The sequence below is a fragment of the Lentzea sp. CC55 genome, from assembly GCF_021056325.1.
Classification (GTDB): domain Bacteria; phylum Actinomycetota; class Actinomycetes; order Mycobacteriales; family Pseudonocardiaceae; genus Lentzea; species Lentzea jiangxiensis.
In genome coordinates this window covers 39,809-60,425 of sequence record NZ_JAJCXE010000043.1, presented here as the reverse complement: position 1 = coordinate 60,425, position 20,617 = coordinate 39,809, and the positions used below count along the sequence as shown (strand labels likewise).

Here is a 20,617-nt window from a genome sequence, read left to right as displayed (position 1 = left end):
CGGACAGAGGCGGGTGGATGACGGTGTGGAGCGAACTGGCTAAGGACGCGGGCGGAATCGCACTCTTCGTGCTCTGGCTCGTGCTGCCACTGGCTTACGTGGTGGTGCTCGGTCGTCGGTACGTCCGACTGGCCAGAGAGGCAGCGCAGGAAGCCACGTGGGCAAACGAAGAGATTCACGATGTCTTGGAAGACCTCCAATTCACCGACGGACCTCACGAGAGCGACCCACCCACGGTGCCGACGGCTCGAACGGAAGGCGTCTGGGAACTCCCTCAGGCCGAACCACCCGAACGAGTCGGCAAGCACCGGCGCGACCGTTCCGGGATCGCGCCATGCCTGAAGTGAATCCCCCGGTCCTCCTCGTGCGCCTACGCCGTGGCGTTGTGGGCGAGACGCAGCGAACTTGTCACCTGGTCCCAGCACCGTCCGACGAGACGATGCCGACTTCTCTTGTCGCGTACTGCGGTCTGGTGATCCAGCCAGGTACAGCGGATCTGCTCAGTGCGCCGGACGGGATGCCGTGTGTGGGCTGCCTCTTCCGCAGCCCGTTCGCTTCGGTCAAGGAGATCCAATGATCGAGCGACAGTTCAGGCTCGCGCCGTTCACCGACGACCTGCTGATGCGCGTTCAGCGGTACGCGAACCTCTCGCCCGACGAGGCACTGGCGGTCTTGGTGAAGTACGGCTTCGTCGCCTACCGCATGACGGTGTTGCACCAGTTCGGCGTGGACCCGAGCGCCGTTGCACTACTCGATCTGCCGGAACACCCGGACCACAGCCATCAGCCCGAATGAGGCTCGGTACTGCTCTTCTGTGAACGAGTGCAAGGAAAGTTGGTATGCCAAAGAGGATCTCCACCGTGCGTGGCCGCGAGTTCGGCGCCGGTCTGAGAGCAGTGATCACAGGTACGGGCCTCACCTCGCGTGCGGTCGCCGATATCGTCGGATGGCACGAGGCCAAGCTCTCGGACGTGGTGAACGGCAAGGGCGGCGCCACTCTTGTCGAAATCGCCACGCTGCTCGGTGTCTGCCGGGCTAACGCCGCAGAAACCGCTCATCTGCTGGCTCTGTGCCCCGAGATGCACATCAGGGGCTGGTGGCAGCAGCACGGCATGTACCCGCCGATCCAGCTCCGGACGGTCTTTGAAGAACTGAAGGCGGCCAAGACGCTGATCAGCTGGCACACGCACATGGTGCCGCTCTTCCTCCAGACCGCGGACTACATGCGTGAGGTCGTGCGCGCGTCCTCCACGACGCCGGCGGACGAACTGCAGGATCGGGTGAAGGCGCAGCTCGGGATGCAGGAGTTGCTCAGGTGCGGTGTGAAGTGCACCTTCCTCATCCACGAGTTGGCGCTGCACCTGCCCGTTGGCGGTGCCGAGGTGCACACCGGACAGTTGCTACACCTCCTGCACATGGCGAACCGGCCGAGAATCACGATCCGGATCGTGCCTACCGCACACGGATCGCACGCTGGTTTGGCTGGACCGTTCACGTACCTGGACTTCCCGAAGTACGAACCGCTGGTGTGGACGGATACCGAGAACTCCAGCCTGTTCGTTGAGGCACCGGAAGCGATCAAGGGCTACGAGAAGGTCATTCGCGCGCTCGATGAGAGCAGCCTCGACGAGGTCGAGTCCAAGGGGCTGATCGTCCGGTTGTGCGATGCCTCGCGGACGGACGTTCACGATGCCTAAAGGGTTCAAGTCCAGCCTCCAGAACCGCGCCGTTGCGCGTGCGCTTGCGTTGTGGCGCATGGAAAGCGGCTTGAGCCTCACCGAAGTAACCGAGCGCGTGAACTGGTCGACGGGCAAGACTTCGATGATGCAGAACGGGCTGGTCCCGATCACCGACGCCGACGTGGTGGCGCTTGCCCTGGTCTACCGGATCGACGATGCGCGGTGGAAGCCTGTCTACTGGGGCGCGCAGCGGGCACGTAATCCGCACACGTTCGATCTGGTGACCAACGGCGCGATGCCGTGTGTGGACTGGACGTACTCCGAGGTCGAGGCTGAGGCGAGCCACATGCGCGTGGTGACCCTGGACGTCTTGCCTCCGATGGTCTGGACGCCCGAGTACTTGGCCGCGGTTCGAGGCGGAAGTGACCGCGATTACGACGACCTACACCGTGCGCGGATCCTGGGCCAGCTAGATCCAGATCCGACGCTGCAAGTGGATCTGGTTGTTGCACAGGCGGTCTTGAGACGACCTGTCGGTGGTGCGCTGGTGATGGCGGACCAGTTGTTTCAGCTGGCGTTGTTCGCTCAGCTTCCCGGCGTGCGCGTCTACCTCGTACCGGACAGTGCGGGTGTCGTAGCGGGGATGACCTCGTTCACGTTGCTGTCGTTCCGTGAGCCGCAGTTCGACGATGTGGTGTACCTCGACTGCCCTCACTGCGGTGTTTGGCTTGAGCGTGAGACTGACCGGCTGCCGTACCTGGAGTTGTACGGGCGGTTGATGTCCACGACGCTCACGGACGCCGAGACGGTCGAGCACCTTCACAGGGCGGCACAGGACCTCAAAGACGGCGCACGCTGACAACGCTCACGTAGTGACGGGTCAGCCGTGTGTCGCGCCTCTGTCGAGATGGCGCGGCACACGGCCTTTTCCCACGGTTGTGACGGGTCATCCGTCACGCGTCACACCCGTCACGGCGGGCCGTTTCCGCTGCTTAGCGGCGGTTTGGTACCCGTCACAAGGCGTGTGACACGTGACGGGTCCAATGGGACGGGTTGTGACGGGTCACCGGTCATCGTCGATCACCTCTGCGTCGATCACGGCGGCGTCGCGGGCGCGCTGGATCGCCACACGGATGTCAGCAATCGCGTAGCCGCGGACTTGCTTCACGCCGTCCTCAGTGGGCACACGGTCACGGGTCGGGCTACAGCCGAACTCGGCCATGTCGAGTCCGAACCCCTTGGGTTCGACGCCCAACGCCTCCACCAGCTCGGCCGTGGGCACGAAGTCCCGACCGTCGTCGCCGTCGAGATCATCGGCGAGATAACCCGCAACGGACGCCAGGGGTTCGGGCAACTCGATCTCGTCCACGCGTTGGGCTTCGGCGGGTGCGGATGGGCCTCCACCGATGGCCTTGGCGACGGCCGCGTGATCGAGCACCGGTTGCGAGGCTTGCCCGGCGGCGTGTCCGGTGAGCGTGCCTTCCGCCTCACGCAATGCGCGCCCACGCTGGCAGATCTCCCTCCAGTCCTCGTTGGGCATGTAGAACGTGCGCACGGTCAGCGCGAGTACGTCCGCACCGGCCTGGGTCTCGCCGTCCGGTCGCAGGATGCCCACGCCCTTGTGAGAAGGCAGCAGACGGCTGGAGTCGTAGCCTCGGGTGTTCATCTGCTCGCCCAGGATGATGTTGCTGTCGCGCCAGTCCATCACCCGCAACGCGAACCGCGACCCGAGCACCGCGCGCAAGCTGGACGGGATGGTCTTGCTGTCCGGCCGCTGCGTCGCCAGCACGAGGATTACACCGGCCGCCGGCGCCTTCTTCGCCAACCACGTCAGCAACTCGCCGATGTACTCGCCCGCCGTGAGCTTCTTTCCTTGCACCTCAACGGGAGTACGGTCCTCCAGCGGGATCTGCACCTCGTCCACGACCAGCGCCGTGATCGGCATGTCCAGCGCCGGATCACGGGACATTTCCGGCGTCACCTTCGACTCCGGGCACGTCAGGTCATCAAGGTCCTGCATCCTGCGGTAGCGGCCCTGGACATCGGCGACCAGTTCCACGAGCCAGTCCACGAACGCCAGCACGTGCTCGCTGTCGTCGCCGGACATGAACCGGTGCGCCACCTGCTCGGCTGCCTTCCAGTCCTTGCCGTTCTTGAAGTCCGCCACGTACAACCTGGTGTGCGGGTCCAAGATCAAGCCTGCGGCCGCCAGCCGTTCGGCCATTGTCTTGCCCTGCCTGGGAATCGCACCGATCAGGACCGACGTCCACACCATCGGAAGGTCGATCCGACGTCCGCGCGCGTCGGTACCGAACGGCACCGGCCGCCACGCGTCCCACCGATGCACCCCGAGCAATGGCGTCCGGATGGGCGGCTTGGCGTACGGGTCCTCATCAGCCACCCACATCGCTACCCGCCCGGCGTGCCCGCCGTTGCCTCGCACTCGCTCCACGCTGAGTTGGATCTCGTCCACCGCAAGTGCAGAGGCGAGCGCTTCGCGATGCTTGACGACGTCGGCCGCCTTACGCGTGGCGGGCAGATCGACAGTGACCGCCCACCCTTCGCCCCTGCGCGTGGCCCGGTCGACCAGCCGCAGCGTTTCGTCCTTCCCGATGAGCTTGGCGTCTCGGAACGCGTCCACGAGCACCTGAGGGTCCATCGTCCACGTCAGGGTGCGCGGTCCGGCGAGCACGGCCTTACGTCCAGGGCTGCCGTCCTTGCGCCTGCCGAGGATCGCCAACGCTACGGCGACCACGACGCCGGCGATCCACAGCGCCCGGTGCCCGTACACGAGATCGAGCACCGCGGCCACGACCGCCACCGTGACCACAGTGGCCCCGGTGACCTTCCACCGGAACAACGTCAGTTCCCGAATGTCGGTGAACTTGTCGGCGAGCTTCTCCGACTGCTCGGCTGCCTCCCGGTAGTCCCGCACGGTGACCCACGAACGCCACCACCGGACCGCGACCACCAGACCACGCACAACCGCACCCGTGAACCGGAACGGTGAACGCACCACAGCCACCACGAGATCCTTCGCGGCCTGCACCGCGTGAACGCGATCCTTCGCCCACAACGGCACACGCGGTGAACGCCGCCACCAGTTCACCACCTGTCGACGCCACGGAGTCCTCTCGACCGGCGGCGCGTCGTTCACGAACTCGCCTTCGAGCACCGCCCGCACCGGCAGAGAGGAGTCCACACCGACGAGTTCCCGATCACGCTCGCTCATCGCCGTCACCTCCCCGCACCTCGGCGGCGAGCGTCGCAGCGAGCCGTGACGAGAGGCCGCGTGAGCAACTGGTGACCTCACGGACCCACGCCGGACTCACCACGACACCAGGCGACCAGGCTTCACGCGCGATCCTCAGGTAGTCGTGGAAGGACACTCGTCTGCTGCCGCGGTTGTCGTTACGCGGCTTGGGCTTCACGGGTTCATGAACCGTCTTGGTAGGCAAGTCCGCGGTTACCGCTGCCACGCGTGCGGACGCTTCCGTGAACGCTGCTGATACCGCTTCGGTGAGCTTGTCCCGCAAGTCCGTCACGGCCTCTGCGGCGACGAACACCACGAGGGGCGGCACGGAGTGCAGCACGACACCCGAGACCGAACCTGTAGCCCATGAATGCCAGGTGTTCATGACGTAGGTGGCGGCGAGCGTGAACCACTTCGCCCGTCGCGTCCACGCCCCCGTGCGCACCTGATACCGCGCGGTCACCTGCTCGGCTCGCAGGATCGCCAGCAACACCAACGACACCGTGGGATCAAGCAACCACGCCGCCAGCCACGGCAACGACCACGCCGGCGTGCCCGCTGCCGCAAACGACTGCACGTTGGTCATCGTGAAGCCGAGTCCCAGCACGATCCCCGCCCAGCAGAGACGATCGACTTGAGCCCGCACCTTCTCGACCCGCAACGCGATCACGTCCGGGTGCGTCGCGTACGCGCGCAGCTCGGCCGCCTCTGCCGCATCGGCGGCGAGCCGCTCGGCTGCCGGAGCGGCGGGCGGCCGCCCGAAGGCGGCCACCCCTTCCTTCACCCTCGTGAGCGTGTTCATCGCCGACCACCCCGCCGGGGCGAGTCGTCCCACGCCGTGATCGTCAGGGCACGGGTCAACGTGTACGCGGCGAACAACGCGGGCAGACCCAGCACTACGAGCAACAACACCACGTCGCCCTGGTGCGTGATCACGACCCACTGCACACTCACGATGACCGCGGCCATCACCAGCACCCGCCCGGTCAGCGAGAGCAGATGGGCACCCTTCCGTGCCGCGTCCGCGGCCGCCTTCGCCCGACGGGAACTCGCCCGCCAGACCCACACCAGCATCACGACCACGCCCAGAGCGGCGAGCAGCTGCGTAGGCGTCACGTCGATCGTCACGGCTGCTGCCCTCCGCCCTGGTCCTCGTTCATCTGGTCGCGGCGAGCCCGCCACACCGGGTACAGCGCGCGTCGGTCATCTCCTGTCAGTCCGCAGCACACGCCGAACTGGTGCTCACCAGCAAGGCGCAGCTCCCACTCAAGGCAGAGCTTCCGAACCGGGCACGACTCACACAGACGTGCCGCCAACTGCCGATCGGTGATCTCCTCGTCCTGCCACTCCGGGCCGTCCTCGCCAGCCCACAACCACATGCACGTGCAGTCGCGTGTGACGATCTCCATCAGCACGTCATCCGGGACGTTGGCGTAGCGATCGAGCTCGGCCGCGAGCAGCTCGTAGTCCTCCGGGTTCACCACGCACCCCCGGACTTCTGCTCGAACTCGCGGGCCGCGCGACGCTTCGCCGCAATCCGCGAGGGGTCGACCAGACCGCCGGTCTCCGTCGCTTCGGCGAGCAACTGGTCGAGCGCCACAGCGGGAACGACGTAGCGCGTGCGGAGCTGAACCGCGGGGAAGTCGCCTTCCCTGATCACTCGGTAGAGGGTGGAAGGCGCAACCCGCAGAATCCGGGCGGCCTCTCTGACTGTGTAGAACGCCGGGCGGGCGTTCTCGATCTTCTCGTTCATGGGATATAGGCCCTTCTGTGCAATGCTGGATGATTTCGACCAAGGATTCGGGATGCTTTCATCCCGTCCAGTTGCAAAGGGAGCCAAACTCGCAGCCACGCTGTCGTTATGCGGACCGCGGAATTGCCTCCGCGCTACGCTCGGCAGCGAGGCGGAGCGCGGAGGAATACGTGGCGGACGACTGGAGTGCGGTCGCAAGGGCGATCAACCAGCGCATGACCGAACTCGGCATGAATCAGCGAGAACTCACGGAGCGCTCGCAGGTGTCGAAGGCGATCGTTGGCGAACTCCAGAACAACACCGTTCAGCGCCGACGCAGTGAACGAACGCTCGAAGCGCTCTCCGTAGCGCTCGACTGGCACCCCAACCACTTGCAGGCTGTCCTCGGCGGCCGCATCCCGCCGCAGGTCGGAGAGCCTGTTGCCCGCGACGACGACGTTCTCGGCCGGCTCGCCGTGATCGAGCACCAGTTGCGCGAAATCGTCGCCCGACTCGGCGGAATCGATGCTTTGACCGATCAGGTTCGAGAGGTCAGCGAGAACGTCGAAAAGCTCTCCGGAAGTCTTGGGATCGACCGAAAACAACTCGGGCGGTGAGGGGTTCGAATGGCTGTTTCTCATGCCAATGAGTCAACGCTGAAAACCGCGCACCAACCATGCACGTTCACTGCAAGAGCAGTGCAAGTTCCATGCAACTCCACTGCACTTCGACAGCGAGCGGCGGTGTAGACCGTGGATCTGGTGCGCGAGTGGACCGGCCGCACAGCGACCGCGCTCCAGCGCGCACTACGCGAGTCGAACGAAAACTTCGCCGCCAAGCTCGGCATCTCCCCGCGCGCGGTCGCGAAGTGGCACGCAGAGCCGCACAGCCGGCCGCGCCATGAGACCCAGCAGCTCCTAGACCGTGTGCTTGAGCGAGCGTCGGCTACAGAACGAGCGCGCTTCGCCGTCGAGCTTCAACCGCAGGAACCGCCCCACGAGCCTCCGACCACATCAGACAGCGGCCACGTCCTACGCGTGGCGATCGCGGTGGTTGTAGATGACGGAAATGTCCTTCTCGTCCAGCGCCGAGAAGACAACGGCTCCACTTCGTGGCAGTTCCCCGCAGGAATGATCAAGCCCCGCGCGTCCGCGGAGACCACGGCCATCCGCGAAACATTCTCCGAAACTGGCGTTCATTGTCGCGTGACACGGCACATCGGTAGCCGGTTGCATCCAATCACCCAGGTGTACTGTGAGTACCTTCTCTGCGAGTACCTAGGTGGAGAGGCACAGAACATGGACGTAGTGGAGAATGTCAGCGTGATCTGGACTCCCGGCGACCGACTCACCCGGTTTATCCCCGCAGAGACCGTCTTTCCTCCGATATTGGATGCCCTGGAGGTACGAAACAGTGAGTGAACAGGCACCTGACGATCAGCGGCCACCGATTGCGGCCGCCGTGATCACCCGGGATGGTGCGGTACTACTCGTCAGGCGTCGAGTCAAGGAAGGCAGTCTATCCTGGCAGTTCCCGGCTGGCGAGGTCGAAGTAGGAGAAACGCCTGAAAAAGCGGCCGCCCGTGAAGCAAGCGAGGAGACCGGCATCCAGGTTGCCAATGGCAAATCACTGGGCGAGCGAGTTCATCCGAACACGGGGCGGACCATGATTTATGTCGCATTCGACTCTGTCGAGGGTCAGGCCAGTGTCGTCGACGACGATGAACTCGACTCCTTCGCATGGGTCAGGCACAGCGAGCTGACCAGCTATGTTCCGTACCCATTCTTTGCGCCAGTGCAAGAGCATCTGGATACTGCACTACGAGGGTGAACTCACGGCGTGAATGGCTCCGGCGTACCTACGCATCGGAGCCTTCATGTCTGTACGCGTCGAGCAGCGCTCGAAAACTCCACAATCCTACGGGGCACCGATGCCTGAGCCATACGACGGTAACGAAGATCCTTCCCGCGAGACAGAACGCACCGAACTCCTCGAAATTCACGCGAAGTACCGTGAAATGCTAGGCAGGTTTCACCACGAGTACAGCACATGGCATTTCGGTCGCGGGCGCCTTCAAATAAAGGCGGCGCTCGGCAGCCAACACTTCGCACTCATATTCACCTGCTGGCACGGGCTAACAACAGTAGCTGGCGGATTAGTTATTCTTCTCTGGGATTCCGGGCGACCACTTGGCATAGCCCTTGTCGTCGGATCGCTTTTCGGAGTAGGTAGTTTCATCTCGCAGGTCTGGGCGCAAGCGATGACCAGGGAACGCGAACTTAATAACAAGCTATGGCAAGAAGAACAGATTCAGTTCATGCGAGAGATCACAAATGAAATGATCGATATTGAGGAACGTATCGAAAAGCTAGACAAAAATCTTCACGATGGCGACTAGGCTTTATAACACACAGGCGCGGCCCTGCTATCGGCATGACTCCTGGTTGTGAATCACTGTATGTAAGTAACGAGAAGCCGCATCGGTGCGATACTCCGACATCGAAGTGAACCAGAAGGAAAGTAAATGACCAGCCCCTCGTTCGATTACGACGTTTGCCTTTCATTTGCCGGAGAACAACGGTCGTACGTCGAACGCGTAGCAATATCTCTCACGAGCAGAAATGTCCGGGTATTCTACGACCTGAACGAGCAGGCAACTCTGTGGGGACGAGATCTTTACGAACACCTAGATGATGTGTATCGCAAGAAGGCTCGTTACTGCATCATCTTCATCTCGCAGGACTACGTACGCAAGGTTTGGACCAACCATGAGCGTGTAAGCGCTCAAGCCCGTGCGATCGAGCTTGGTTCCGAGTACATACTTCCCGCTCGTTTCGATGACAGCGAAGTTCCCGGAATCCGATCTACGGTAGGCTATATCGATCTTAATGTCACCAGCCCCGAAGACCTTGCAGCACTCGCGGTACAGAAGATATCGGCGTCTACACCCGGCATTCTGCCAGCGCCAGCCCCTCACGTGCCGTATTCGACCGCGCCAGCAACGAAAGCCGAGCAAGAACATCTGATTGCACTGTCGCCCGACTGTTGGGAGTACTTTCTATTTGCGGGTACATTGATTCAAGGCAAGGAAAACCTCAGCACGAAACGGCGAGACTACGGCCTGGGGTTCGCTAGACATGTTCGGGTAATCGATGACCCCTTACAAGCAATCGCCTACATCAGCGAGAGCATGCGGAAAGCTGAGCTGATCAACGATAATCTTATGCGGATAATTTCCCCAGAGGCCCAAGAGTGGGCATTTGGCGCACCTGGGGTTCCAGGAAGCGTTGAGAACATCACTCACCTCGGCAATCGGTTTGTCGACTGCTACGGCGACTATATGGATTGGGCAGCAGACCTACGCGGAACAGTTACGCACGACGACCTCAAGCAGCTTTATCACCTCGCATCCCTCTTTGTCGATCTGCCTATCAAGCGAACCGAGGAGTTCATCGAGGGATACGCAAGCAAGGCCTCCGCCATCCCGGACATCCTAGCTACGAATGGGCGCGGCGACCTAAGCATGGAACTTGTTCTCGATATAGATCCCGAAGTGGTGCGGCAGTACAACAAGGAGTTCAAACGGGTAAAGAGGATCGTTCGCCGCTAGCGAGCTCCTTACATAGGAACCGTGGTACGGTCGCCGGCCGCAAGAATCTAGGCGAACATGGCCACGTTCACCACAGGGCCGGACGTACTTCTAGTGGCCGTACTCGGCGCGTCGGCGGTATTCTTCTTCGTACTGCTCCTCCATGATTGCATCGGCCTCATCAACAGCGTCAGCAAAAGCCTTGACAACGCCGTCATCTTCAGGAAGCTTTTTGTCGTGAAGGTGTGCCTCAAACAGTACCTCTGAGTGCCGACATAGAGCCCACACGGCAGAAGTCTCCGTATATGAAGTAAATGCCTGAATCGCAGATGTAGCACCGAGGCACCTGATTACCACCGCCATCCTCTCGCGAATGTCCTCACCTTTGACCGAACTGAGCGCCAACCTGAGTGCGTCAACCTTCCGCTCATATTCATAATCGAGCCGGACATCGCTGCCGCCGTTAACCCGGTAATCGACCGCATGCCGGATCGCATATATTGCCTCCAAGCAATTCCTTGCAGCAACACGCTCGGCAACCTTCACTTCACGGCGAGCAGTAAGCCAGGACGCCACAAACTGGCTAGCTACGGCCAGGGTACCACCGACCGCTCCGCCAATGATCGGCTCAACGTTAATAGCAGGCTCCTTCAACTTTCACATATCTGGCGCTTTTGGAATTCAGATCAATACATCAGCGAGCCTGTGTCGAACTACGCCTGAATGCAGGAGATCTGGCAACGCAACTCCGCCCAGCGTTGGTCGCGTACTGACAATCTCACTAAGGTGCTCGGACGGAAGCGAGTCAAGCAGGACAATGGCGCGATTAGCCCAAACCTTTGCCAGGTCGAAGCGTCGTCGCCCGTCGACATCCTGTTCCCTGTAACGAAACGCGAGAACATACGCAGCCTCGGCAGCCGCTCGCTTGTCTAAGCCAACCTCCCGATCGAACAAGAGTTGGAGTTCGTCAAGCGACAATCCGCCTTGTTTCGCGTCAGCCACAGCACCGACCAATCGTCAGTATGCGAATTTCTCCGCAAGCGTTTCGTACTCGAACTGTTCAGATTCCGGAAACCACAGCTCGACCTCATACTTCGCTTCCTCAGAGTTTCCTGAGGCATGCACTAGATTCATTACAGCCTTCCCACTAACCTCAGACGATGCCTTCGTTTGATGAGCGAAGTCGCCGCGAACGGTGCCGGGGGACGCCTGGTCAGGGAACGTGCTACCGATGATCTTTCGAACTTTCGCAACAACGTCAACACCTTGCAGCGCAAGGGCAATAACAGGGCCACTTTGCATGAACCTAGCCGTAGTGTTATACACATCCATCCCGGCGCGTTCCTCAAGATCGAAGTAGTGCTTGCGTGTGAACTCTTCGTCCATGAGTTTCATCTTCACGCCGACAATCTTCAGTGCAGCTTCCTCAAATCGAGTGATTACACGCCCGACCAAACCGCGCGCCAAAGCATCAGGCTTAAGCAGGACGAGCGTCTTTTCCAAGCCAAGATCTGAAGTACTCATTGCCACCCTTTCATCATGCTTGCTTGTTCACCCTATTAGCAGAGTTGCCGAGTTTTGCTGGCGACCACGGCTATCGTCCCATTGAACCGTGCACAGCGCCCGGGACGCGCTGGCGAAAGTTACAGCCATGTGGAACTTTGCTTCACCTCCCGGCGCAAGTATTTCCACGTCAGGCTCATCTGGATTTTCAGAGTTGCGCATTACGTGCCAAGTATTCTCATCGTCAAGACTGAAGTACACATTGTTGGCGGGCGCACTTCCTGTATTGTGAAGAACCAATCGCCAGTCCCGCGTCGATCGATTTCCGATCTGACGTTCGTACGATTCAATTCTCGGCCAAACCTCAGCGATAGGAGCAGGCGGAGCAGTATCTTCTTGCCGCTGCAAATCAGCACGGGCTTGATCGCGAGAGACCGCCTGAACAAGAATGTTGTTGACGTGCCGAGCAAGCTCGGCGTCGGAGGAGTACGAAAGGATTAGCGCCTGCCCCGTAATGCTGTTCAGGTAGTCATCAAGTCTTGCAGCCTGAATGTGGTCTATCGTGCCTGGTTTCACGTCTCGCCGGCATCGTAGGATGCCAACATATTTGCCAGATTCAGCAAGTCGGTGAATTTCCTCGGCCGTGCCTGATGCAGCGACTGCTGTCGGAGTGCCCATACGATTTGCGAAGATCGCGATGCAGCCATCGCAGCTATCAACGATCTGCCTATTCAGGATCGCCTGAGGTGGCTGCCCAAACTCGGCTGCCGCATGCTCGCTCCACGAGATCGGCAGCACCACGGCACCAAAGTTCTCGCCATAGACTCCGTTCCAATGGTTGATCTCTTGGCGGATGATCGCTAGATCGTGTTCAGGAACGTCGCCAGGGCACGACACAAGAATTCGGCGTACAACTGCACTAAACGACACCTATCGGCCCCCAGTCTGCGGACGGATGTGTCGCAGATTACACCGGACCGGGGCTTCCCTCTCGTCATCAACACACTCTCGCGTCGCCGTCGCGGCAGCTTCCCATGCACCACCATCGCGTGGAGCCACTCGTGGAGCCAACTGCGCGAAATCATGCCCACGGATGGACACATCGGACGCGACTCCACATCAACCATGCAGGTAGAGCCCGTAGATGATAACGATTGCGTCACTTCTAATCCCGAGGTCGCAGGTTCGAATCCTGCCAGGGGCGCTGGAACGAGGGCTGGCCGTTGCAACGGCCAGCCCTCGTCGTGTCTAGACCGCGGCCGCCTCACGCTCCCGCAGCTTCTCCTCCAGCACGGCTTGAACGCTCTGGTCAGCGGCGTACCTCAGTTCCGCATCCAGCTGCCGCTCCTCCATGGCCTCGAAGCACACGAAAGGCGCGAGCCGGAGCAGGCGCTTGAGGAAGTCGCGCAGAACGGCTCGCTCAGGAGCGCCTCTACGGTCCAGGTCGCCCCACACTCTCAGGATCGCCTTGACCAGGAACGGACTTCCGCCCAACGCTTTGCGGCGGCTGTAGATCTGGTCGAACGCGGCCTCGCCCAGAATCGCCAGTGCCGAGTACGGATCCTCCTCGGCCGGATCGTGGACGAGGTGCGCTCGCCACCACAGCCGGCCGAACACGTGGCGTGTGATGTCGGTGGCCTGCACGTTGTCCGAACCTGACTTCGGGTTGCGCCAATAGGCGACGTCCGGGAGCAGCACCAGCGAGAGGAACGCCCAGATGTCCCCCGCCGCCGCTTCCGCCGGCACCAGGCCCATCTCGCTGTGCAGCATGCCTGCCAAGGCGAGGTCGAACGTCGTTCGAGCGGCTTGGTCCGACTCGCCCGGGAAGCCTGCCTCGGTGGCCAGGACGACCACCTTCGCACGCAGCTCGGCGAGATCGGAGGGACTGACTCGATCGCCTCCTGTCGCCACGAACACGGCAGACACGTGAGTGGTGTCGTGACGAGCCGTGAGCTCAGGGAGATCCAGGTCTCGATACTCCTCGAAGAGCGCCTTGGCGTGCCAGGGCAGCAGGCGGGGGTACAGGCGGCTCATCACGCCTCCTCGAAGACGCCGACGGCGGCCTGGACCTCTGTCGCGAAGAGGTTCGGGGATTGATCGCGTCGCTGGCGCAGGTGCTGAACGGACGTGTACGGGAAGAGGTTGGCCAGCAGGCTCTGGAGCGTCGCGCCCAAGCTGTCCTCCGCGTAGTCGCTCTCCTCGTTGAAGTCCGGGTCCGCGAGCGCGTGTTCGACCATGGTTCTGGCAATGTCGGCGTATGCCGCGGACAGGTACACCTTGTCGATCGGACGGGGTGACGCCGCGTTCTGGAAAGCGGTCACCACCTGCTTCTTCCGCTCGTTGACGAGCAGGAGCAAGGCGCCCATCGTGGCCGTGTTCATCTCTCCGCTGAGCTGCACGTGCCAGGCGGACTCGGCGGGGAGCTGCGTGGACGCGAAGTCGACGACCGCGATGGGGAACTGCGGTGCGTCGCCCTGCAGGTGCAGCGTGCGCCTGTCGGTCCACAGCACCGATCCACCACGACGGGGAGCGGCGACCACACCGGTCTCCCTCGACTCCGCGAGGACCAACTGCGTGTCCAGGGTGAGCAGACCTCCCAGCTGCGTGCCCGACAGCTCGATGTCGAGCTCGACGGTGTGAGTGCCTCCCCCGGAGAGTGAGATGCGCTGCGCCGTTCCACGCAAGCCTGATCCCGTGGCCGTCCACACGACCACGAGCGACAGCTTCGCGTCGGGCGTCAGCCCGGTCGACGTGTACACGGAGTCGAGATCGACGTGAACCTCGTTCCGGAGGTGCAGACTCGTCTGGTAGTCCCAGTCCGGCAACGCGTCCGGCAGTTCGAAGCCCTGTCCGTCGACGACCAGGACCCACTGCTGGGCCTTGACGGCCTCATCGCCGGGTGTGCGGTACGGAAGCGCTCTGCGACTCACCTGGCCACCTCCGCTCGCTTCACCGCTACTCCGATTTCAGTGACCGTGTCAGGCGCGGGAACGACCAGCAGACGCCAGATGTCCGGACCGCCGGAGACGACGAGGGTGTTCGTCCGGTCGAGTGAGCCGTGCGCGTTCTCCCATCCGAAGAACTCGGGCCGCGCCGCACCGATGGGCGGATCGGTCTCACGCACTCCGTTTCCCGGCAACAGGATCGACAGTTGAGGCGAGACCTGCTGCACACCCACCACCGGGAGCCGGAACTCCTGCACCAGGACGACCTGTCCATCGCGGGACTCGTAATAGGGCTCGGAGACGTACTGCACCTTCGGGCGGGCAGCCGGCGCCTGCGGGGGACGCGCGGCAGGAAGCGTGCCGGCAAGCGATTGCCACCCAGGCCGCTCCTCCTGCGACGTCATCTCCGGTCGAGCGTCGGTCCGATCGTCAAGAACGCCGTGGTCACGAGGCTGCTGACCGCTTCCCCAAGAAGGAGTGTCAGGCATGGGGATCGGATCCCCCGACAAGGGACCGGCCGTGAACGTCTCACGTTCGTCGGCTTCCCACTCGAAGTCCTCGCCTTCATCGGGTGTCGCCTGATTGGTCCCGGACTTCGGCTTCCCGAATCGGACGCCTCCACCGATTCCCCAGGAGCCGGTCACCAGATTGGAGAACTGCCTGCTCGCAGCCCCCAGCGGCACCTCGGCCCCTGGCGACTTGACCTTGTCGTTGATCTCGACCAGTGCGTCCAGCTTTTCCTTCAGACGGGTGAAGGCGACCTTGACGAACGTCTTGTCGTGTCCTTCCAGGGATTGCCACGCCCAGGCATCGTGAGTCGGCGGCTCGGAGGCGGCGAACGTCGCGTCCATGTCCGCCGTCACCCGGAACACGCCGGCGTAGGACATGTACTCCGCAGGCGGTTTCGGACCTTGGTGGTAGGTCACGACCAGCTCGGCGGTTCGCATCAGGCAGACGTGGTGCACCGCCTTCTCGATCCCCATGCCCGTGGCCGCCGCGGTGGGCTCCAGGGGAAGGGCGAGTCGTTTCTCCAGGCCCAGTCTGCCGAGCACACGTTTCGGCTTGTAAGACTCGATCTGGTGGCCCTTGTCCGAGGAGCACATGTTCTCGTAGGCCTCGACGAAGATGTCGATCGGCCGAGTGGTTCTGGGATCGGGCACAGGAACGTCGGTGCCCTGGTGACGCACGGAGAACGTCATGGGGAGGCGCCCTGCCGCATCGGGCAGCATCTTCGGCCACAGGTTCCAGAGGATCGTGTCGGCGAGGTAGCCCGTCGCCTCGTGCGGGTCACGATCACCCAGTTCGGGATCGATCACCACGATGCTGGTTCCGGTCTCGTCCGCTTCGAACGCGCGCAGCCCGAGCCGGTGAGCCATCACCTCCGCTTCCGGCCCGGTCAGAGGTTCCACCACCTCTCCTCGGTTGTTCCCCCACCAGTGACGGCCGGTGTAGCGAATCGCTTTGGCGCCCTTGCCCTTGACGTGGCTCTGCCAAAGAGCACAACCGATGAGACGAGTCTCGAAGCCCTCCTTGACACGACAGCGGGTGTGCACCAACACCGTGCCGGACTTCGCGATCAGGTAGAAGATGCCCTTGCCGAATCCGTAGGTGCCACCACCGAGCGCGGTGTCCCGTGGCTCTCCGATGTTGCGGACGAAGGAAACGAAGTCGTGGTCCTGGGTGACGGCGCTGTCCGCCCGTGTCGGGCCGCCCAACCCGCTCGTCCCTCGATCCGAGATCGTCAGGATGGTGATCGTCGGGGCCGACACCGATGCCCTGAGCGGGAGATGTTCCGTCTGAGGTGCCTCCCGGAGGAGTTCATCACGCCAGACCGGCGCGTGAGCCGCGCTGACGGTCTGGTAGTCGATCCGGTAGTCGACCGTGCGGTTCGGCAGTCGGGCGTCCCAGCTGTTCTGCGCGGACTCCCGCACCAGAACCGTCAGGAGGTCCAGCTCCGGTCGGCCGAGCTGATTGCGGATCCCTTCGGCCGCACTCGCGCCCTCGGGCGGAAAGGACTGTGAGTACCACGCGGCGTTGTTCATCAGTTCTCCCGAAGGATCTCGGCGAGGCGATCGTCGATCTGCGACTTGTCCAGCGGCTGTGCCACGACGGTGTCCAGGTCGACTGTGTAGTGGACGTCTCGGACCGACTCCGGAACCGAGTCGGAGCGAACTCGGGGGAAGGAGTCGGTGATCTCGTACCACCGCTCTTCGTGAACGGTGAACCGCACATCGCGGTAGAGGTCGGCGTCGACCGGCCGGTAGCCGACCATGGCGAGCTTGGCGAAGAGTGTGCTTTCGTCATCGGCGAGACGCCGAATCTCGTCGAGCAGTTCCACCAATCCCAGGCCCTGGCCCTGCGATCGCGAAAGTCTGAACCAGACCAGGTGGAGGTCACCTCCCTCGGGTGCCTCCAACTGCGCGACACCGTGGACGCGGAACTTGCGTTCTTCTTGCGCGACTGAGGCTTTGACTTCGATCGCGTGCGTCCCGGCGACCAAGTCGTGCTTGAAGCCGCTGGGCCCGACCCACCAGTCCGTGGCGGTCGGCCACGACTCCAACAACCGGCGCAGCACGAGGAGCTCACCGAACAACCCGGCCAGCTGTTCGGCGCCCAGCTCGGAGGACGACTTCTGGAACAGGGCTCGCCACCGGTCGAGGACGGAGTACAACGCCTTCAACGGCCGATCCGGTGCCGCCTCGACAGCCCGGAGAACGTCCACGCACAGCCCTGTGAACACGTCGTTGAGATCGGTTCGCGCGCAGCACAAGTCGGCGTACCGCATGTACGACTCATCGTCCTCGAGTGGCCGCTCTCGTAGACGCAGAGCCGATCCTTCTCCTCGTGTCCGCACGTGTTGCGTCGAAGACAGAGGTACGAGCAGGTGACGACGTCCTTCGTGGTCCACGGCGACGTTGAGGCATCCTTCACCGGAGGTGGAGGGAAGTTCGGACGTCCGCAGCTTGTTCGACGCGGAAGCCACCTCTTTCTCCAGCTCTTTCCAATGCCCGTCCAGCAGGTCTCGGAGGTGGTCGACCATCACCTCTCCTCTTCGTCCAGGCCCGTGAGGTCCTCTTCCTCGATGTCGACCTTGGACAGGTCCGCGCTCACGTACGTCCACTTGATCGCGTTGTCCTGCCCCCTCGGCTTCGGGAACACGAGTCCGACCCCGACGGCATCCTCTTCCAGGCCCAGCGGAGCACGGTTCGTCTTGTGAGGGGTGGAGTCCTTGTCAATGGCGTAGAGGACGAGAAGGCCGGTCGAGGGCAGCTGGGCATGCCGTAGCTCTTCGATCTCTCCCTCGGAGAGATCGCTCTTGCTCACGGTTGTCCGCAGGTCGATGGCAGCGTCTCTGCGGCTCATCAACGTCTTGATGTCGACGGTTCCGTCGGTGATGGATCCAGGCAAGCGAGCGCGCGTGTTCTGCCCGACCCGAACGCCGGGTGCGAACTCGAAAGGCCTGGTGTGCGGCCTGTCCAACGGGTTCCCCACGATCGCCACGTTCCACCGCCGCAACGCGGAGGCCGCCGCCACCCGCTTCTCGATGTAGGCGGTGATCAACTCCGCGTCGCACTCCTGCGACCTCTTGTGGAACTCGTAGTTCGCCAGGAACTCCAGCACGCGCTCATGAGAGACGTCGCGGAACAGGAATCGCCCGTCGGGCACACTGGGATCCCTGGGAGCGCCGTCGGCGATCGAATCCGCGATGAGACGCCTGGCCGCCTGCTGGTTGTTCAGCAACCACTTGGGGTCCGTCTTGAAGTACCTGGTCTGGATGCGCTGCCCACCGTAGGCGAACTCCGCCTTCACCGCGTCCTTCATCTTCGCAGCGGCGGTGACCCTCAACTTCGGATGGGTCCTCAGGCGCACCGCGAACTGCAGCGGTGTCTTGTCCTCGACCATGTAGACGTCGATGTCGCGCCGCATCTCGTTCTCCACCGTGGCGAGATGGCGGAACCAGTCACGAAGCTCGTCGGTCATCCAGATCCGCGGCAGGTCGGCGTATCCGTTGCGGTACCCGAACCAGCGCCCCATCTGCAGGAGCGTGTCGTAAGCGGACACCGCGCGCACGAAGTAACTCACCGCCAGGCCTTCGAGCGTGAGGCCGCGGGACAACGTGTTCCCGCCGACCGCGATGGCGGTGACCGGACCGCTTTCGTAGTCGAGCCTGTCCTTGCTGCTCGAGTTGTCCATGACGATCCGGCAGGACCGGATGGCTTCCGCCAACATCGGCTCGAGCTCGCTGAACTCCAGCGCACGCTCGCCGAACTGCCGGGCGTCGACCTTGCCGGTCTCCTTCTCCCAGATCTCGCGGAACTCGTCGAGCAGGTCGCGGTCTCCCGCCTCGACCGCTCGCAGGCACTTCTCCCGCAGCCATTGAAGTGGCGGGCCGAAGCTGTTGTGCACCGAAGTGTTCACACTCGTGTGGATCAGCATCGTGCAGTGCGCCTTGCCCGTGCCGCGCACGCGTCGAGCCGCTGTGGTGAGCCAGAAGTACAGAATCGCTTGGCGAAGTGTCCCCGAAATGGTGGGGGTGAAGCCGTCGACCTCCGTCTTCGAGACAGGCCGGACCAGGTGCACCTCGTCATCGGGCACGTCGCGGATCATGTCGTGCCCGTCGAAGACGTCCTCGGGATCCTCTCCGTCCAACGCGTCCCGACCGAACAACACCTCGGTGCCGAAGTGTCCTTCCGGTTGGGGGAGGTTGACGATGAAGTCCTTGGGATAGAGGTCCTCGGGTACCGAGGGGTCGATCAGGAGGTTCGCGAACGGCGTGGCCGTGTAACCGACGTAGGCCGACTTCGGCAGGCGCTTCAGGATCCGGCAGATCAACGGGTTGATCGTGCCCGTGGCCACGGTGGCCTGGTCCGCCTCGTCGTCGATGATGAGCGCCGGACTGTCGCGCAGGTGGTCCTTCGCGGACGCGAGCCACTGGTCGAACTTCTCCAGCACCGTCCGGTTCTTCTTGATGACGCACAGCACGTGCTGCTTGTTGGCCGTGGCGAAGTACGCGGCGGCGTTGGCCGGCGGGTAGAAGTCCTTGTCGGGGTCGGTGAGCTGCATCCACCCCGACGGGTTGGGCCTGACCAGTTGCTGCTCGAGCCGCAACTGCGTCTGCCTGCGCAAACCGTTGTGGATACCCGCCAACACGATGAACAACTTGTATCCGCGGTCGGCCGCTTTGGCCATGACGGCGGTGAAGTTGGTGGTTTTACCTGATTGCACGTACCCGACCACCAGCCCGCGGGTGGAGAACGCCTTTTCCTTGGGGTGGCTGAGCATCGAGACGACCTTGGTCGACGCCGCGTCGAGATTCTCGATCGAGGAGTCGGACCAGCCGTCTTTCTCCAGCAAGCCCTTGATCGCGGGCCAGCTCTTGTCCTTGGGACGAGGGCCGGTGTACCAGGTGAAGCGGTTGCCGAGGACCACCGACCTCGGCTCCTCGCGCTCTTTGATCTTGATGGTCTCCCGCTCGTGTCGATCTCTGACCTGCTGCAACAGCTCCTGCCCGACGCTGAGTATCTCCATCTTCTTGATCGCCTCGTCTGGGGTCCCGGACTCCAGCAAATCCAAGAAGACGTCGTACACCTGATCGAGCTTGGACGACACAGATCCTCCACCGGTGCGGGCAGAACGCGATTCTGGCGGCACTTTCGAGCGAATTCGCTCCAGGCCCCTCATCTGCCAGGTAACACTTACGATCGCACAAGTGGAGTCATTCGTTACTCGAATGACCACTATCCGACGGAACCGGCCTCCGATGGAGTACAAGTGGACATGGCGCACGATCTGACACCGCTCCGGCGTGAGTGCTTCGAGCAGTGCGGATGGCAGGCCGACAGGTGAACACAGGTTCGATCAGCAGGTGGAACGAGGACTTCGGCACTCAGGACGCGCCTTCGAGCACCCCTGAAT

Annotated in this window: 22 protein-coding genes; 9 read left to right on the top strand and 13 right to left on the bottom strand. The window is 62.7% G+C overall.

All coding sequences use genetic code 11. The annotated features are described in order from the left end of the window. Nucleotides 1-17 precede the first annotated feature (17 nt). The 4 genes from L6E10_RS27540 (at nucleotide 18) to L6E10_RS27520 (ending at nucleotide 2,538) form a co-directional block, all read left to right on the top strand. On the top strand, nucleotides 18-347 hold the full coding sequence (locus L6E10_RS27540; RefSeq protein WP_236222811.1) for a hypothetical protein: 330 nt from the start codon (nucleotides 18-20) through the stop codon (nucleotides 345-347). 226 nt (nucleotides 348-573) lie between these two features. Next, entirely contained in the window at nucleotides 574-795 is a 222-nt protein-coding gene (locus tag L6E10_RS27530) for a hypothetical protein (RefSeq protein WP_236222808.1), read from the top strand. Nucleotides 796-839: 44 nt separating this feature from the next. Next, nucleotides 840-1,697: a helix-turn-helix transcriptional regulator gene (locus L6E10_RS27525; RefSeq protein WP_236222807.1), complete on the top strand. Its 858-nt coding sequence runs from the start codon at nucleotides 840-842 to the stop codon at nucleotides 1,695-1,697. Further along, the gene (locus tag L6E10_RS27520; RefSeq protein WP_236222805.1) at nucleotides 1,690-2,538 is read left to right on the top strand and encodes a DUF5753 domain-containing protein; all 849 of its coding nucleotides are present in this window, start codon (nucleotides 1,690-1,692) and stop codon (nucleotides 2,536-2,538) included. Before L6E10_RS27525 ends, L6E10_RS27520 begins: the two co-directional genes overlap by 8 nt. A 204-nt stretch (nucleotides 2,539-2,742) precedes the next feature. Here the strand turns inward: L6E10_RS27520 and L6E10_RS27515 are convergent, their stop codons facing one another. The 5 genes from L6E10_RS27515 to L6E10_RS27495 are packed head-to-tail and all read right to left on the bottom strand — an operon-like array spanning nucleotide 2,743 to nucleotide 6,685. Next, nucleotides 2,743-4,911 (bottom strand): FtsK/SpoIIIE domain-containing protein, encoded by a 2,169-nt coding sequence (locus tag L6E10_RS27515; protein WP_236222803.1) that lies wholly within the window; start codon nucleotides 4,909-4,911, stop codon nucleotides 2,743-2,745. Next, a complete protein-coding gene (locus L6E10_RS27510; protein WP_236222802.1) occupies nucleotides 4,898-5,734 on the bottom strand; it encodes a hypothetical protein in 837 nt (278 codons plus the stop codon). Before L6E10_RS27510 ends, L6E10_RS27515 begins: the two co-directional genes overlap by 14 nt. Next, nucleotides 5,731-6,060: a hypothetical protein gene (locus tag L6E10_RS27505; RefSeq protein WP_236222800.1), complete on the bottom strand. Its 330-nt coding sequence runs from the start codon at nucleotides 6,058-6,060 to the stop codon at nucleotides 5,731-5,733. The genes L6E10_RS27510 and L6E10_RS27505 overlap by 4 nt, the downstream gene beginning before the upstream one ends. After that, nucleotides 6,057-6,416 carry a WhiB family transcriptional regulator gene (locus L6E10_RS27500; protein WP_236222798.1) on the bottom strand — a complete coding sequence of 120 codons (360 nt, stop codon included), beginning with the start codon at nucleotides 6,414-6,416 and terminating at the stop codon, nucleotides 6,057-6,059. The genes L6E10_RS27505 and L6E10_RS27500 overlap by 4 nt, the downstream gene beginning before the upstream one ends. Further along, nucleotides 6,410-6,685, bottom strand: a complete 276-nt coding sequence (locus tag L6E10_RS27495) for a helix-turn-helix domain-containing protein (protein ID WP_236222796.1) — start codon at nucleotides 6,683-6,685, stop codon at nucleotides 6,410-6,412. Before L6E10_RS27495 ends, L6E10_RS27500 begins: the two co-directional genes overlap by 7 nt. A 170-nt stretch (nucleotides 6,686-6,855) precedes the next feature. Here L6E10_RS27495 and L6E10_RS27490 point away from each other — a divergent pair, with 170 nt between their 5' ends. The 5 genes from L6E10_RS27490 (at nucleotide 6,856) to L6E10_RS27470 (ending at nucleotide 10,274) form a co-directional block, all read left to right on the top strand. Beyond that, a complete protein-coding gene (locus tag L6E10_RS27490; RefSeq protein WP_236222794.1) occupies nucleotides 6,856-7,281 on the top strand; it encodes a helix-turn-helix transcriptional regulator in 426 nt (141 codons plus the stop codon). Nucleotides 7,282-7,416: 135 nt separating this feature from the next. Then, the gene (locus L6E10_RS27485; protein WP_236222793.1) at nucleotides 7,417-8,085 is read left to right on the top strand and encodes an NUDIX hydrolase; all 669 of its coding nucleotides are present in this window, start codon (nucleotides 7,417-7,419) and stop codon (nucleotides 8,083-8,085) included. Next, a complete protein-coding gene (locus tag L6E10_RS27480) occupies nucleotides 8,078-8,494 on the top strand; it encodes an NUDIX hydrolase (RefSeq protein WP_236222791.1) in 417 nt (138 codons plus the stop codon). The genes L6E10_RS27485 and L6E10_RS27480 overlap by 8 nt, the downstream gene beginning before the upstream one ends. Nucleotides 8,495-8,540: 46 nt before the next feature. After that, a complete protein-coding gene (locus L6E10_RS27475; RefSeq protein WP_236222789.1) occupies nucleotides 8,541-9,062 on the top strand; it encodes a hypothetical protein in 522 nt (173 codons plus the stop codon). A 126-nt stretch (nucleotides 9,063-9,188) separates the two neighbouring features. Further along, nucleotides 9,189-10,274, top strand: a complete 1,086-nt coding sequence (locus L6E10_RS27470; RefSeq protein ID WP_236222788.1) for a toll/interleukin-1 receptor domain-containing protein — start codon at nucleotides 9,189-9,191, stop codon at nucleotides 10,272-10,274. A gap of 90 nt (nucleotides 10,275-10,364) precedes the next feature. Here L6E10_RS27470 and L6E10_RS27465 read toward each other — a convergent pair whose 3' ends face one another. From L6E10_RS27465 to L6E10_RS27430, 8 genes are all read right to left on the bottom strand, one after another. Continuing rightward, nucleotides 10,365-10,907 carry a hypothetical protein gene (locus L6E10_RS27465; protein ID WP_236222787.1) on the bottom strand — a complete coding sequence of 181 codons (543 nt, stop codon included), beginning with the start codon at nucleotides 10,905-10,907 and terminating at the stop codon, nucleotides 10,365-10,367. 363 nt (nucleotides 10,908-11,270) lie between these two features. Continuing rightward, nucleotides 11,271-11,756: a nucleoside-diphosphate kinase gene (locus L6E10_RS27460; protein ID WP_236222785.1), complete on the bottom strand. Its 486-nt coding sequence runs from the start codon at nucleotides 11,754-11,756 to the stop codon at nucleotides 11,271-11,273. Between the two features lie 48 nt (nucleotides 11,757-11,804). Next, on the bottom strand, nucleotides 11,805-12,557 hold the full coding sequence (locus L6E10_RS27455; protein ID WP_236222784.1) for a DUF4062 domain-containing protein: 753 nt from the start codon (nucleotides 12,555-12,557) through the stop codon (nucleotides 11,805-11,807). Nucleotides 12,558-13,004: 447 nt separating this feature from the next. After that, a complete protein-coding gene (locus L6E10_RS27450; RefSeq protein ID WP_236222782.1) occupies nucleotides 13,005-13,790 on the bottom strand; it encodes a DUF6339 family protein in 786 nt (261 codons plus the stop codon). Then, a complete protein-coding gene (locus L6E10_RS27445) occupies nucleotides 13,790-14,686 on the bottom strand; it encodes a hypothetical protein (RefSeq protein ID WP_236222780.1) in 897 nt (298 codons plus the stop codon). Before L6E10_RS27445 ends, L6E10_RS27450 begins: the two co-directional genes overlap by 1 nt. Next, the gene (locus L6E10_RS27440) at nucleotides 14,683-16,743 is read right to left on the bottom strand and encodes a hypothetical protein (RefSeq protein ID WP_236222779.1); all 2,061 of its coding nucleotides are present in this window, start codon (nucleotides 16,741-16,743) and stop codon (nucleotides 14,683-14,685) included. The genes L6E10_RS27445 and L6E10_RS27440 overlap by 4 nt, the downstream gene beginning before the upstream one ends. After that, complete coding sequence (locus L6E10_RS27435) at nucleotides 16,743-17,741, bottom strand: PD-(D/E)XK motif protein (protein WP_236222777.1); 999 nt, start codon at nucleotides 17,739-17,741, stop codon at nucleotides 16,743-16,745. The genes L6E10_RS27440 and L6E10_RS27435 overlap by 1 nt, the downstream gene beginning before the upstream one ends. After that, nucleotides 17,741-20,311: a Z1 domain-containing protein gene (locus tag L6E10_RS27430; RefSeq protein ID WP_236222775.1), complete on the bottom strand. Its 2,571-nt coding sequence runs from the start codon at nucleotides 20,309-20,311 to the stop codon at nucleotides 17,741-17,743. Before L6E10_RS27430 ends, L6E10_RS27435 begins: the two co-directional genes overlap by 1 nt. Nucleotides 20,312-20,617 lie beyond the last annotated feature (306 nt).

Excerpts from the sequence above, each read along its gene's own strand:
- L6E10_RS27540 (WP_236222811.1), top strand. The coding sequence starts at position 18 with ATGACGGTGTGGAGCGAACTGGCTAAGGACGCGGGCGGAATCGCACTC.
- L6E10_RS27530 (WP_236222808.1), top strand. The coding sequence starts at position 574 with ATGATCGAGCGACAGTTCAGGCTCGCGCCGTTCACCGACGACCTGCTG.
- L6E10_RS27525 (WP_236222807.1), top strand. The coding sequence starts at position 840 with ATGCCAAAGAGGATCTCCACCGTGCGTGGCCGCGAGTTCGGCGCCGGT.
- L6E10_RS27520 (WP_236222805.1), top strand. The coding sequence starts at position 1,690 with ATGCCTAAAGGGTTCAAGTCCAGCCTCCAGAACCGCGCCGTTGCGCGT.
- L6E10_RS27515 (WP_236222803.1), bottom strand. The coding sequence starts at position 4,911 with ATGAGCGAGCGTGATCGGGAACTCGTCGGTGTGGACTCCTCTCTGCCG.
- L6E10_RS27510 (WP_236222802.1), bottom strand. The coding sequence starts at position 5,734 with ATGAACACGCTCACGAGGGTGAAGGAAGGGGTGGCCGCCTTCGGGCGG.
- L6E10_RS27495 (WP_236222796.1), bottom strand. The coding sequence starts at position 6,685 with ATGAACGAGAAGATCGAGAACGCCCGCCCGGCGTTCTACACAGTCAGA.
- L6E10_RS27475 (WP_236222789.1), top strand. The coding sequence starts at position 8,541 with ATGTCTGTACGCGTCGAGCAGCGCTCGAAAACTCCACAATCCTACGGG.
- L6E10_RS27470 (WP_236222788.1), top strand. The coding sequence starts at position 9,189 with ATGACCAGCCCCTCGTTCGATTACGACGTTTGCCTTTCATTTGCCGGA.
- L6E10_RS27450 (WP_236222782.1), bottom strand. The coding sequence starts at position 13,790 with ATGAGCCGCCTGTACCCCCGCCTGCTGCCCTGGCACGCCAAGGCGCTC.
- L6E10_RS27440 (WP_236222779.1), bottom strand. The coding sequence starts at position 16,743 with ATGAACAACGCCGCGTGGTACTCACAGTCCTTTCCGCCCGAGGGCGCG.
- L6E10_RS27435 (WP_236222777.1), bottom strand. The coding sequence starts at position 17,741 with ATGGTCGACCACCTCCGAGACCTGCTGGACGGGCATTGGAAAGAGCTG.